Here is a 13,477-nt window from a genome sequence, read left to right on the forward strand (position 1 = left end):
AATTATGGATTTTAACTTATCCGCTAAGTCGAAAGAATATACAGAACGTTTAAAAACGTTTATGAAAAAGCATGTATTCCCTTTTGAAAAAGAATTAATACTATATAACAAAAAGAATAATGCAGATGGTGACTGGACCCAATGGACAGAGCATCCAAAGTTGAGTGAACTAAAAACATTGGCTAAAGAAGAAGGTCTATGGAATTTGTTTTTGCCGGACAATAAAATTGGGCAAGGATTAAGTGTTTTAGAGTATGCTCCATTAGCAGAAGAAATGGGACGTGTGTATAACGCAGCAGAAATCTTTAATTGTAATGCGCCAGATACCGGAAATATGGAGGTGCTGTACCATTTTGGAAGTGAAGAGCAAAAAAGTAAGTGGTTACAACCTATGCTTAGTGGTGAAATAAAATCTGTTTTCTGTATGACAGAGCCAGAAGTAGCTTCCTCTGATGCAACAAATATTCAAACTTCTATTGAAGAAGATGGAGATGAAATAGTAATAAACGGAAAAAAATGGTGGTCAACAGGATTGGGACACCCAGATGCTAAGTTGGCTATAGTTTTGGGTAAAACCGATAAGTTTGAGGAGAAACACAAACAGCACAGTATGGTTTTGGTGCCGTTAGATACTCCAGGAGTAGAAATTATACGTATGCAAAATACTTTTGGTGCGTATGATCCACCTGCTGGTCATGGAGAAATACATTTTAAAGAAGTACGTGTTTCTAAGAAAAATCTAATTATGGGATTTGGAGCTGGTTTTGCTATCGCTCAAGGAAGACTAGGGCCGGGTAGAATTCATCATTCTATGCGCTGTATCGGAGCAGCAGAAAGGGCATTAGAATTGGCAATTATTAGAAGTGGAACTAGACATGCTTTCGGAAAACCTTTAGCAAAGCTAGGAGGAAATTCAGAACGATTTGCCAAAGCTCGTATAGCCATAGATCAAGCTAGACTACTTACGCATTATGCCGCTTGGAAAATAGATCATGAAGGAGTAAAAAATAGTATGACCGAAATTTCTGCAATCAAAGTAGTAGCACCAAATGTATTACAAGAAGTAACAGATATGGCTATGCAAATTCATGGTGGTGCAGGATTATCAGATGATTTTCCGTTAAGTAGTTTTTTTGCACAAGCAAGAGCCTTACGATTAGCAGATGGACCAGATGAAGTGCACATGCGTATGATTTCCAGACTTGAATTTAAAAAATATCTTACATAATGTCTAAGGTTAAAGATTTAGAGAAAGAACAACGTTCAGGAGAAGAACTTGATTTACAGAAACTGCTCCCATGGATGAAAAAATATGTTCCAACCATTAATGATCAACCCACTGTTACACAGTTTTCGGGTGGTGCATCTAATTGGACATATCGATTGAAATTTGAACAAGATGATATTATCTTAAGAAGAGCGCCATTAGGTAAAAAAGCCGCAGGAGCCCATGATATGCCTAGAGAATTTCACCTTCAAAAGAAACTCAAACCACATTATCAATATGTGCCCGAAATGCTTGCCGTTTGCGAAGATGAATCTGTTTTAGGGTCTACTTTCTATCTTATGGAACGCTTAGAAGGTATTATTCTTAGAAAAAACTTACCAAAGGAAGTTAATTGGGATGAAGCTACTGTTCAAAAAATTTGCTATTCTTTTTGGGATAAAATGATTGAACTGCATCAAGTTGATTATAAAAAAGAAGGCTTAGAGGATCTAGGAAAGGGAGAAGGGTACATCGAGCGACAAATTTTAGGGTGGAATAAACGGTATGCTAATGCTAAGACCTGGAATGTTCCTTCTGGGAAAAAGGTGATGAAATGGCTAGAAGAAAATATGCCTAAGGAAGAAAAACTTTGTGTGATTCACAACGATTTTCGATTAGACAATGTTGTCTTAGACCCTTCTGATCCATCAAATGTTTTAGGAGTATTAGATTGGGAATTAGCTGCTATAGGGGATCCGTTGATGGATTTAGGAAACAGCTTGGCATATTGGATAGAGGATAATGATACATCTTTTGCAAAATCAATGAGAAGACAACCTAGTAATATTCCTGGAATGCTTACCAGAGAAGAGATCATAACCTACTATTGTCAAAAAACAGGGCGAGAAGTAGATGATTTTCGTTTTTACAGAGTATACGGTTTATTTAGACTTGCGGGAATAGTTCAGCAAATTTATTATCGCTACTCAAAAGGGTATACCAAAAATAAAGCCTTTAAGAACTTTTGGATCGCATCTTGGTACTTAATAAAAACATGCGAGAATGTTATTAAGCAAAAAAATGTATAGCAATTTAATATGTCTGTAATTTATCTAATACGACACGGCCAGGCAAGTTTCTTAAAACGGGATTATGACCAACTTTCAGAAATAGGTGTCAAACAATCGATCATTCTGGGAGAAGTTTTAAAACAAAGAAAAAATGTTCCGGCTTATGTCTTAGGGGGTAGTATGAAACGCCATCATGAAACTGCATTGCATGCTACAGAAGCAGTTGATCTTGATATAAAGTATACAGAAGATGGTCGTTGGAATGAATATGATCATATGGAGTTAATCACAAAACATCAACCAGATTTTGAAAACTTTGATGAATTAGCTCGCTATATTAAGAATCAAACTCATCCTACAAGAACGCTTCAACAATTATTAAACAACTCAATCAAAGATTGGATGAACGATAGGCATGATTATATCTTGAAATGGTCTGATTTTAAAGAACGTGTATGGTCTAGCGTAAATGAATTAGCAACACGTTTAGAAAAAGAAGAAACAGCTTGGGTGTTTACTTCTGGGGGTCCTATAGCTGTTGTTATGTTAGAACTTTTAGGATTAAGAGATCAACAATTTATGGGGCTTCAAGGAAAAATAGTAAATACAGGTATTACGAAGATATTGGTTGGTAAAAGTGGACTCTCATTAAGTACTTATAATGAGTATAGTCATTTAGAATTTGAATCAAGTTTAATTACTTATCGTTAAAAAAAATGAAATTAGAAAAACTAAATACATCCTACCCTAATAAGAGTGCTTTTATAACAGGCGCCGGTGGCGGACTTGGTTTAGCATATGCCAAACTACTAGCAAAAAACGGATGGACACTTCATCTTTCTGATATTAATAGAGAAACCTTAGAACAATCAAGTCGGTCATTAGAAAATGCAGCTACTGTTCATTTGTATACCCTAAATGTTAGTGATAACAACGAGTACAGTAATGTATTTAACAAAGTACAAGAACACTCTACAAAAGTTGATCTATTGATAAATAATGCCGGTATAGGTGATGGAGCCTTGTTTGAAAATTATGAATTAGAAAACTGGGAAAGAATGATTCGTATCAATCTATTGGGGACGTTTTATGGATGTCATCATTTTGTACCAATGATGCAAAAACAACAAAATGGTTTAATTATTAATATAGGAAGTGCAGCTGGTTTTCTTAATGGTCCAGGAATGTCGGCATATAATGTTTCAAAAGCTGGAGTGTATTCGCTTTCTGAAACACTTTATCATGAGTTAAAGTCAAGTAACATTCATGTAAGTGTTGTAACACCAACGTTTTTCAAAAGTAATGTAATGCAAAGTGCAAAAGGATCACAGGATTTTAAAGCCTTTGCAGAAAAACAAATGAAATACTCTAAAACAAATGCAGATGAACTTGCTGAGGTTTCACTGCATGAGGCTTCAAAAGGAAAATTTCAAATCATACACCCTTATGACGCAAAGCGAAATCATTTTTTTAAAAAATGGTTTCCAAAGCTAGTAGAGAAACAATTTGAGAAAATGATGGCAAAGTTAACTCGATCTTTGTAGTTTTTTATATCCCGATAGGTAACTTATCTGCTGAAATGTGTCAACCTGGTTCATCTTGAGTGTTTTAGGTTGTAAAAACGCGAGCATTATTTGCACTAAAGACGTAATATGGGGTAAAGTAATCAATCTCTTTTTGTTATAACTACTATAAAAAGGACGTCTACAAATGATTGCAGTACGCCCTTTTTGGTTTTGTTGTTTACTTCTTTTTAACACTTGGCCATTTTTTGTGGGCTGCAATCTTTAATGTGGTTGTATCAACATTCCAGAGTTGCATCGCATTGAAATCACCTCCTTCAGACGGGCCATTGTAAAACAGATATAATTTACCATCAACGATATCAAATGTTTCCGGATTAATTGGGAATTTAGTGTCTTTAGCACCGACTCCCCAAGCACAGTGCCCTCCAAATTGTGGCAGATATTTTTCTGGGTCACTCTTGAAGGTATCTCGATTTTCTGTAGTTGAAAACTGATAAGTAGCATTATTGTATTTTTCAGTAATCTTTGTGCTACCTTGTATTGCCGTATTTGAAAAATAGGCTACAACATCATAACCTCCAATAGCTAAGCCATTATCATCAACAGGTTGAATTTGTGCATTAATGTTTAATGCTATACAACCTAGTGTAAGGACTAGTAAAAACTTTATATTTTTCATATTATTATTTTTAATTAACATTTAATTGCGAGAGTGTGAATCAAAGGTTTTTCCACTAACTTTCCACTCTCCATCTTTTTTATATAAGACAAGAAAATCTGTGAAACGGAATCCGAGCCAATTAATTGATTCTATTTTGGCTGCTGCTGCGGGCCCAGAAATATCAATCCAGGCAATATGATTTTGAACGTCTTTAGATTCTCCAAGAGAGTCCATAACCTCACCAAACTTATCGGCATCAAGATTCATAAATTGTCCATCCATTGATCCTACAATGTGTGTATGATCATAAAATACTGAACGAATTAACTTTCCATTTCCAGTACGAGCACTATCAATATAGGGTTGAAGCGCCTTGGCTACAGCCTTGTATTCATTAAATTCCTGAGTTTCGTTTTGTGTAATTTCCATTTTTTATATTTTTTAATGATTAAACTTTCACTTGACTATTTAGCTATTAATTGCGTGAATGTGAATCGTAGACTTTTGCGCTAATTTTCCATTCACCATCTTTTTTATACATAGCAAAGAAGTCTGTAAAACGGAATCCAACCCAATTGGTAATTTCAAGTTTAACGGCCGCAGCAGGACCTGAGATGTCAATCCACGCTATATGATATTGCATATTATTTGCGGCTCCAAAGGAATCCATTCCTTTACCAAAATCTTCTTTATTTACATTCATAAACCCTCCATCCATAGATCCTACGACATGTGCATGATCATAAAATGCAGTAATCATCAATTGACCATTTCCTGCTCGTCCTCCTTCGAAATACGGTTGGAGAGCATTAACTATTTCCTGGTATTCATTAAATTTTTGAATTTCTTCTTTTGTGTTCATTTCTTTTGTATCCATTTTTATTTTTTTTTTAGTTGCTTATTAGAACAGAAATCATAGTGCAACTATGGTTAACTATGATATCATATATTTTTATATTAGAACGTTCGTATATTAGTATTTAAAAAAAATACTTCATAACCGTATCTACCATTAATTCTTTGAAAACTTCATAAAGTTTAATAGCTCGTAAAGCTATTGCATTCATAAGTACATCTTGTCTGTTCTTCAGAAAGAGCAAAGATTTTTATCCGAATTAAGTCTTTTTTATAAAACTGTTTCTCATTCATTTGTTAAAACTAGAGCCGTTGTGAATTAATTTATCATCTTCCTCTTTATGATGACATAAAAAATAGTTCTTAATAGTTTTTCCAGAGAATATTAATCATTTTTAAACTGAGACGGTGTAACTCCCGTATGTTTTTTAAACAATCGAGCAAAATATGTAGGGTATTCAAACCCTAAATTATAACCGATTTCTGAAATACTCCTGTTACTTGATAATAACTGTTTTTTTGCTTCAGCTATAATTTTACTATGTATAATTTCTGTGGCTGTTTTTCCTAAATTATGTTTAATTAAATCACCAAAATAGTTAGTTGAAAGATTTAATTTATCCGCAAAATAATTTACAGATGGTAATTGTTGTGGATTACCTGCATAATAGCTGTTTAATTGTTTTTTAAACTCGACTACTATCTTATTATACAATGGTTCTCGTGTATCAAATTGTCTTTTATAACATTTGCTGATATATGTGCATATCAAATTGCAATAAGCCATAATCAAATCCAATGCATAATTGTCTTTTCTGTACTCGGTTAGAACTTGCTTATAGAGTGTCTCTATTTGTGATTGTTCATCTTCTGACAAGAAAAGTGCCTCATTAATTTCGTACTGAAAAAAACTAAAATCTATATTATGTTCTTGTAACAAAATTGGGGATATCAAAATATGGTATCCTTTCCAAGGTTTTTTTACTTCCCATTTATGTGTTTGATCAGGTTTTATAAAATAACAAAAACCTGATTTGGTATCAAATTCAGTATTTCCATACCATTCTAAGTCGGTCATACCTCGTTTAAAAGCAATCATATAAAAATCAGATTTCAATCCTTTACAAGAGAGACGAAGCTCAGGGAAATCATCATAATGAACAACATCAATGAGTTCCTTTTTTGGTGAGCCATAACCAATAAATTGGTTGTATTCTTTTATAGTATTGAAATATTGCATAGTATCCATAAATGAGGCTGTAGTTATAACTAAGGAAATTTACGATTCTTTACTAGTTTATAAAATTATAAGTTTATAATGACATTAAAAATCCTGAACTGTAGGTCTAAGTACAATCTCATTTATATCCACATCGGCAGGTTGTTCAATAGCAAACGCAATCGCTCTTGCAACAGAATTTGAAGAGATTGCTTGCTGGTAAAATTCTTGAACTATTTCGACACTTTCTTTATGTGAGCTTCCGCTCTTTAATTCTGAATCAACGGCACCTGGCTCAATCGTTGTTGTTCTTATATTACCACCTAATTCATGGCGTAGACCTTCAGAAATAGCGCTAACCGCATATTTTGTGCCACTATATACGGTACCACCTGGACTAAATACCTTTATTCCTGCAACAGAAGATAAATTAATAAAATGCCCTGACTCTTGTTTTTGAAAAATAGGTAAAGCTGCAGCAATACCGTATAAAACACCTTTTATATTAATATCAATCATTCTATCCCATTCATCAACTTTTACTTCAGTTAAAGGTGCAATGGACATTAATCCTGCATTATTGATAATAACATCCATTTTTCCAAACTCGTTTAGCGCTTTTTCTACAAGAGCTTGCACCTCATTTTTGTTTGTAACATCAGTTTTTAGATAAATAGCTTTTCCTAAACCTTTAGTGTTGATATCCTTTGTGATACTTTGTAAGCGTTCTTCACGACGTGCACCTAAAACCACATTTGCACCTTTTGAAGCCAAATGACGTGCTGTAGTTTCTCCTAATCCACTACTAGCTCCTGTAATGACTACTGTCTTTCCAGATATGTTATTTGTTAGATCCATATTTTGTTTAATTTAAAATTTATAGGGCAAAGATATATTGGAAGTTGTGTACGATACTGATACAAAAAAAGGGAAAGATGAAACAAATCACTGATTGATATAGATTTGTTCTGTTTTATGAACTTTTTTTATTCTATAAACTATGTTTTGAAGGTTTTAGAGTTTTAAAAAAAACTTGATAAGTTAGAAGAAAGATTTGTTTTTGAGGAAGTAGCAAAGGCTTAAGATGATAAATTTAAAACTAGCATAAGACGAGAAAACAACGATATGGAGGAAGAATACTAAAAATTACATTTAATTTATCCCAACAAAAAGATTAGTGTGGTTTTAATGTAATAAACAGATTGGTCAAGTTTTGTGAGACAAAAAAAAGGGTAAAGCTGAATTTTTCAACTTTACCCTTATAAGGTGGTGCCTCCAGGAATCGAACCAGGGACACAAGGATTTTCAGTCCTTTGCTCTACCAACTGAGCTAAGGCACCTTGCTGTAAGCGGATGCAAATATAGAACCCTTTTTTTAATACTCAAAAGAAAATTTTAAAAAAATCGTTTTGTATTTTTACAACTTATAAAAATAGATATGAATCTTATCATAGATGTAGGTAACACATTTACCAAAATAGGAGTGTTTGATACATCAGAAATTATTTATAAAGAGATAGTTAAGCTAGAAGGGCTTATTGAGCAAATTGAAAAAATAAAAAAAGATTACCCTTTACTAAAAAATGCAATTATTTCATCAGTTTCTGATTTACCTAAGAGCTCAATTACTCATATTAAAGCTCTTTTTAACACAATAGTGTTAAATCATATGGTTGAAATGCCTTTTACAAATTTGTATAAAACTCCAAAAACATTAGGGATTGATCGGTTGGCATTGGTTGCCGGGGCAGTGGATCAATTTCCAAAAAAAAATGTTTTAGTTATCGATGCAGGAACATGTATCACCTATGATTTTAAAAATATTAACGAAGAATATTTAGGAGGAGCCATAGCTCCAGGAATCCGATTACGGTATAGTAGCCTGAATAACTTTACTGCGAAATTGCCATTATTAACATTAAAAGATCCAGAAAATACAATAGGAAATAGTACAGAAGAAGCCATTCATTCTGGAGTTATAAACGGGATTTTACACGAAATTAATGGAGTAATTGAAGAATATTGCAACATTTATTCTGATTTAACAGTTATTTTAACCGGAGGAGATGCACATTTTTTGTCTAAAAGATTAAAAAATGGCATATTTGCCACTTCCAATTTTTTGTTGGAGGGTTTAAACTACATTTTAGTTTTTAATAATAGTAGATGATAAAGAAGATTTTAGTAGTCATGTTAATGGTTGTAACCTTAACATCTTATGCGCAGGAAGGTACTTCATCACCATATTCTTTTTATGGAATAGGAATCCAGAAGTTTAAAGGAACGGTTGAGAATAGATCTATGGGGGGGTTGAGCGTTTTTACAGATAGTATTCATGCGAACCTTCAAAACCCAGCATCTTTTGGAGAACTTAAGTTAACAACTTATGCCCTTGGTACATCATATAGTAATTTTAAAATAAGTAATAGTACAGAATCATCATCTGGAGATAATGCTTCGTTAGATTATTTGGCGATAGGTATTCCTGCAGGAAAATTTGGTTTTGGTTTTGGGGTTATCCCTTTAACATCTGTTGGATTTCAGCTTAATTCTGTAGAAAGTGATAATTCAGAGCAACGCTTTACTGGAACAGGAGGGCTGAACAAAGTGTTTGTGGCTGCGGGATTCAAAGTTAACAAGAATCTAAGTGTTGGTATGGATTTTAATTATAACTTTGGAAATATTGAGAATAAGGCAATATTAACGCGACCGACTGTACAGTTTGATACTAGAGAAATTACGAATTCGGATCTATCCGCATTTAGTGTCTCTTTAGGAGTGGTTTATAAAAGAATGATAACTGATAAGTTAGAGTTGTTTGCATCTGTTGTTTCTACACCGTCTTATAATCTTACTGCTGATAGTACTAGAGAGTTATCTTCAGTATTAGTAACCACGGATGGACGAGAAACAGTGATAGATAGACAAGAAACAGATTTAGGTAATAATGATATAGATATCCCTGCCGAGTTTAAATTTGGTAGTGGTATAGGTGAGAAAAGAAAATGGTTTGTTGGAGCCGAATACACGTATTTAGATGTAGGTGATTATTCTAATGCGGTGTTTATTCAGGATAATGTAGCATATGAGAATGCCGCTAAATTTAGAGTTGGAGGTTTTTACATCCCTAAATATAACTCGCTAACAAGTTACTTTAAAAGAGTAGTTTATAGAGCAGGTATTCGATATGAAGAAACGGGATTAAATATCAATAACACTTCGATTGATGAGTTTGGCATATCTTTTGGAGTAGGGTTACCTGTAGGACGATTATTCTCTAATGCCAATATAGGCATAGAGTATGGTCAGAGAGGGACAACTGATTTAGGATTAGTAAAAGAAGACTTTTTTAATATATCTATAGGTTTGTCACTAAATGACAAATGGTTTAGAAGAATAAAATTTAATTAACACAATTTTACAGCTATGAATACCAAGTTTTTATTTACAATAGCAGCAGGATTAGCTTTAAGTACTAGTAGTATTAGTGCTCAAGCTACAGACTGTGCAACCACGGCTTCAATTGCCTATGAGCATGCTAAAGTGAAAAATTATCAAGCGGCTGAAGAGCCTCTTTGGAAAGTAAGAAAAGAATGCCCAACGTATAGCCTTGCTACATATCAATTTGGAGAGAAATTATTAAAGGACAAACTGAAAAAAGCAGCAGCGGCTGATAAAAAAACCATAGCTAATGAGCTTATAACATTACTTAAAGAACGTTTTCAATATTTTCCTTCAAAAACGAAGATAGGGAACATGCATGGTACTATTGGTCAAATAATGTTTGATAATAAAATAGGTACAATAGATACGCAATATGCAGAGTTGCATAAAGCTTGGACAGAAGATAAAGATAATGTGAGTAATCCTAAAAATGTATATACTTATTTTTATTTGCTAGTTGAGTTACATGAAAAAGGTAAAAGAGAGCTTCAAGATGTTTTTGATCTTTATGATGGCGTGATTGAAAAAATTGAAGACGAAGAAAGTAAAAAAGCAAAAATTATTGCCGAATTAACAGAAAAAGAAGAATCTGGTACTGCTTTAAGCTCTAAAGAAAAGAAAAAACTAAGCAGATCAGGAAAAATTCTATCGAATTATAGTAAGGTAAAAGCTGGAGTAAACCAAAAACTTGGTGAACTTGCAGATTGTAAAAACTTAATACCTTTATATACAGGTCAGTTTGAAGCTAAAAAGACCGATATAAACTGGTTAAAAGGAGCAGCAAGTAGAATGTCCTCAAAAGAGTGTACAGATGATCCTTTGTTCTTTAAACTTGTAGAAGCTTTACATAAAGCAGATCCTTCTGCTAAGACAGCTTATTACTTAGGGATTTTAGCTTTAAAAGACAAGAAGACTTCTGTTGGATTAAAGTATTTTAATCAATCTGCAGAGTTAGAAACTAAGAGCAGTGATAAAGCTAAAGTGTATTTTAGAATCGCTGAAGTTTTGAAAAAGCAAGGAAGCAAAGGAAAAGCTAGAGGATATTACAGAAAAGCTTTAAAATATAGACCTTCTATGGGTACTGCATATCTTAGAATAGCGTCAATGATCGCAAGTAGTGCTAATAACTGCGGTACAGATGTTTTTAGTAAAAGAGCAGTATATTGGTTGGCAGAAAATTATGCAAGAAGAGCAGGTAAGGTTGATCCTAGTTTAAAATCAACAGCAAGTAAGACTGCTGCAAACTATAAAGCTAAGGCTCCATCAAAAACGGATATCTTTAATAACCCTGGTGTTAGTTCTGTATCTATCGGATGTTGGATTGGAGAAATAGTAAGAGTTCCTAAGCTATAATGCAAAACAAAAAATATCATATATTATTCAACATTGTCATAGCTTTTGCTGTGACAATGTTTTTTTCATGCAATTCAAATACTCGCAGTAGCTCAAGATATCTAATGTCTGAAGAAGCTCCAATTGCCGAAGGATTTGATTTAAACCTTAAGTATACCGATTCCGGAAGATTAACGGCAATATTAAAGGCGCCTAGAGTGTTTGATTTTACGAATAAATCTTTTGGGTATTATGAATTTCCAGAAGGGATCATTTTGGATATCATAGATAAAGAAGGAAAAGTTAGTGTGATTACTTCAGATTATGCAATTTCATATCAACAAACAGGTTTGATAGATATGAGAGGAAATGTTGATATTCAAACTGCAGATAGTACACATTTGCAGGCAAAACAACTCTATTGGGATAAAAGCATAAACTGGGTTTTTACAGATCAACCGTATAAAAGCTACCTTTCAGACGGTAATATTAACGAAGCCGATGGTTTTGATGCTAATCAGGATTTTACTATATTGAATTCAAGAATTAACGATGGTGTAATTCTTATAGAAGATTAATTCTCCTAATCTACTGTATGAGAATATGTATTCTTGTTGTAGCTTAGCACCAAATTTAATTTTTTACATATCACCTAAAAATATAACAATAAGAACATGAAAGTATTTAAGTTCTTCGAATATGCTTATCTGGCAATAATGTGTTTCTTTTTATATCAAGCATATGCAGATTGGGGATCAGGAGAAGGTAGAAGTTATATGTATATCGTTTTTGCATGTATAGCGGTTTTTATGTTTTTCTTTAAAAGGAATTTTAGGAAGAAGTTTGATGCCAATAACAAAGACTGATTCATGGAATTCCAAATCATTGTTGTTGTACTTTCACTTATCCTTTCGGCTTTCTTTTCGGGTATGGAAATAGCCTATGTTTCCTCTAATAAAATTCATATTGAAATTGAAAAAAAACAAGGAGGATTTATTTCGAATATTCTTACTCGATTAACGAAAAAGCCTTCAAAGTTTATTGCTACAATGTTAGTGGGTAATAATATAGCTTTGGTTGTGTATGGTATTTATATGGGGGATATATTGATTGATGTATTCGAATCGTATTTGCCGTCAGAATTTTGGATGTTTGATTATGCTGTTACAGAGCTTAGGTTATTGACTCATACAATAATTAGTACAGGGATCATTTTAATTACGGCAGAGTTTCTGCCCAAAGTTTTTTTTCAAATCTATTCAAATACATTACTTAAGGCGTTTTCATTTCCGTCATATGTCTTTTACTTGATATTTTCTCCTATTTCTTGGTTTGTCATTCGAGTATCAGATTTTGTGTTGAAAAAATTTTTTAAAACCGATGGCGATGAGGTACAACTGGCATTTAGTAAAACAGAATTAGGAGACTATATAAGTGAGCAGATGGAAACTGTAGAAGAACATGACGAAGTGGATAGTGAAATACAGATTTTTCAAAATGCCTTAGATTTTTCAGATGTAAAATCTAGAGAAGTCATGATTCCTCGTACAGAAATAGTGGCTGTCGAAAAATCTCAATCTATAGAAGAAGTAAGTAAACTTTTTATAGATACAGGGTTGTCAAAAATATTGGTTTTCAATGGCACTATAGACGATATAATTGGTTATGTGCATTCATTTGAATTGTTTAAAAAACCTAAATCTTTACGTTCTATTTTAATGCCAGTAGTCTTTGTTCCAGAAACGATGTTTGTTAAAGATGTTCTTAATCTTTTGACCAAGAAACATAAAAGTATGGCTGTGGTTATTGATGAGTATGGTGGCACCAGTGGTATTATTACCGTTGAAGATATTGTTGAAGAACTTTTTGGAGAAATTGAAGATGAACATGATTCAATAGAATTAATTGAAGAGCAGTTATCAGAAAAAAAATATCGCTTTTCAGCAAGAATAGAAGTAGATCATATTAATGAAACCTACAAATTAAATTTACCTGAAGGTGAAAATTATGAGACTCTTGGGGGAATGATTGTAAATCATACAGAAGAAATCCCAGAACAGGACGATATTGTGGTTATAGATAATTTTAAGATTAAAATTAAAGAAACTTCAAACACTAAAATTGAAATCATTGAACTTGAAATATTGTCTATTGATTAATCTT

The 13,477-nt window shown here is 33.1% G+C and carries 15 protein-coding genes and 1 tRNA gene; 10 read left to right on the forward strand and 6 right to left on the reverse strand.

The window, feature by feature from the left end:
* Nucleotides 1-4 precede the first annotated feature (4 nt).
* From D1816_RS20235 to D1816_RS20250, 4 genes are read left to right on the forward strand one after another with little or no spacing between them, the layout of a single operon-like run.
* Complete coding sequence (locus D1816_RS20235) at nt 5-1,228, forward strand: acyl-CoA dehydrogenase family protein (protein ID WP_118505287.1); 1,224 nt, start codon at nt 5-7, stop codon at nt 1,226-1,228.
* Nucleotides 1,228-2,295 (forward strand): phosphotransferase family protein, encoded by a 1,068-nt coding sequence (locus D1816_RS20240; protein ID WP_118505289.1) that lies wholly within the window; start codon nt 1,228-1,230, stop codon nt 2,293-2,295. Before D1816_RS20235 ends, D1816_RS20240 begins: the two co-directional genes overlap by 1 nt.
* Before the next feature lie 9 nt (nt 2,296-2,304).
* Nucleotides 2,305-2,988 (forward strand): histidine phosphatase family protein, encoded by a 684-nt coding sequence (locus D1816_RS20245; RefSeq protein WP_118505291.1) that lies wholly within the window; start codon nt 2,305-2,307, stop codon nt 2,986-2,988.
* A 5-nt stretch (nt 2,989-2,993) separates the two neighbouring features.
* Nucleotides 2,994-3,821 (forward strand): SDR family oxidoreductase, encoded by an 828-nt coding sequence (locus D1816_RS20250; protein WP_118505293.1) that lies wholly within the window; start codon nt 2,994-2,996, stop codon nt 3,819-3,821.
* 199 nt (nt 3,822-4,020) lie between these two features.
* Here the strand turns inward: D1816_RS20250 and D1816_RS20255 are convergent, their stop codons facing one another.
* The 6 genes from D1816_RS20255 to D1816_RS20280 form a co-directional block, all read right to left on the reverse strand.
* Complete coding sequence (locus D1816_RS20255) at nt 4,021-4,482, reverse strand: YHS domain-containing (seleno)protein (protein WP_118506301.1); 462 nt, start codon at nt 4,480-4,482, stop codon at nt 4,021-4,023.
* 21 nt (nt 4,483-4,503) lie between these two features.
* Nucleotides 4,504-4,893 (reverse strand): nuclear transport factor 2 family protein, encoded by a 390-nt coding sequence (locus D1816_RS20260; RefSeq protein ID WP_118505295.1) that lies wholly within the window; start codon nt 4,891-4,893, stop codon nt 4,504-4,506.
* Nucleotides 4,894-4,939: 46 nt separating this feature from the next.
* Complete coding sequence (locus D1816_RS20265; RefSeq protein ID WP_118505297.1) at nt 4,940-5,341, reverse strand: nuclear transport factor 2 family protein; 402 nt, start codon at nt 5,339-5,341, stop codon at nt 4,940-4,942.
* A 363-nt stretch (nt 5,342-5,704) separates the two neighbouring features.
* The gene (locus tag D1816_RS20270) at nt 5,705-6,568 is read right to left on the reverse strand and encodes an AraC family transcriptional regulator (RefSeq protein ID WP_233565274.1); all 864 of its coding nucleotides are present in this window, start codon (nt 6,566-6,568) and stop codon (nt 5,705-5,707) included.
* Nucleotides 6,569-6,643: 75 nt separating this feature from the next.
* Nucleotides 6,644-7,396 carry an SDR family oxidoreductase gene (locus D1816_RS20275; protein ID WP_118505299.1) on the reverse strand — a complete coding sequence of 251 codons (753 nt, stop codon included), beginning with the start codon at nt 7,394-7,396 and terminating at the stop codon, nt 6,644-6,646.
* Between the two features lie 409 nt (nt 7,397-7,805).
* Nucleotides 7,806-7,878, reverse strand: a tRNA-Phe gene (locus D1816_RS20280).
* A gap of 98 nt (nt 7,879-7,976) precedes the next feature.
* On the opposite strand from D1816_RS20280, the gene D1816_RS20285 reads away from it, so the two are divergent.
* From D1816_RS20285 to D1816_RS20310, 6 genes are all read left to right on the forward strand, one after another.
* Nucleotides 7,977-8,708, forward strand: a complete 732-nt coding sequence (locus tag D1816_RS20285) for a type III pantothenate kinase (protein WP_118505301.1) — start codon at nt 7,977-7,979, stop codon at nt 8,706-8,708.
* Nucleotides 8,705-9,949, forward strand: a complete 1,245-nt coding sequence (locus D1816_RS20290) for a hypothetical protein (RefSeq protein ID WP_066308348.1) — start codon at nt 8,705-8,707, stop codon at nt 9,947-9,949. Before D1816_RS20285 ends, D1816_RS20290 begins: the two co-directional genes overlap by 4 nt.
* Before the next feature lie 15 nt (nt 9,950-9,964).
* Nucleotides 9,965-11,335, forward strand: a complete 1,371-nt coding sequence (locus tag D1816_RS20295; protein WP_118505303.1) for a M48 family metallopeptidase — start codon at nt 9,965-9,967, stop codon at nt 11,333-11,335.
* 56 nt (nt 11,336-11,391) lie between these two features.
* Nucleotides 11,392-11,892, forward strand: a complete 501-nt coding sequence (gene lptC / locus D1816_RS20300) for an LPS export ABC transporter periplasmic protein LptC (protein WP_232517319.1) — start codon at nt 11,392-11,394, stop codon at nt 11,890-11,892.
* 96 nt (nt 11,893-11,988) lie between these two features.
* The gene (locus D1816_RS20305; protein WP_066308339.1) at nt 11,989-12,180 is read left to right on the forward strand and encodes a hypothetical protein; all 192 of its coding nucleotides are present in this window, start codon (nt 11,989-11,991) and stop codon (nt 12,178-12,180) included.
* A 3-nt stretch (nt 12,181-12,183) separates the two neighbouring features.
* Entirely contained in the window at nt 12,184-13,473 is a 1,290-nt protein-coding gene (locus D1816_RS20310; protein WP_118505305.1) for a hemolysin family protein, read from the forward strand.
* Nucleotides 13,474-13,477 lie beyond the last annotated feature (4 nt).

Origin of the sequence: Aquimarina sp. AD10, assembly GCF_003443715.1 — a bacterium.
GTDB lineage: Bacteria > Bacteroidota > Bacteroidia > Flavobacteriales > Flavobacteriaceae > Aquimarina > Aquimarina aggregata.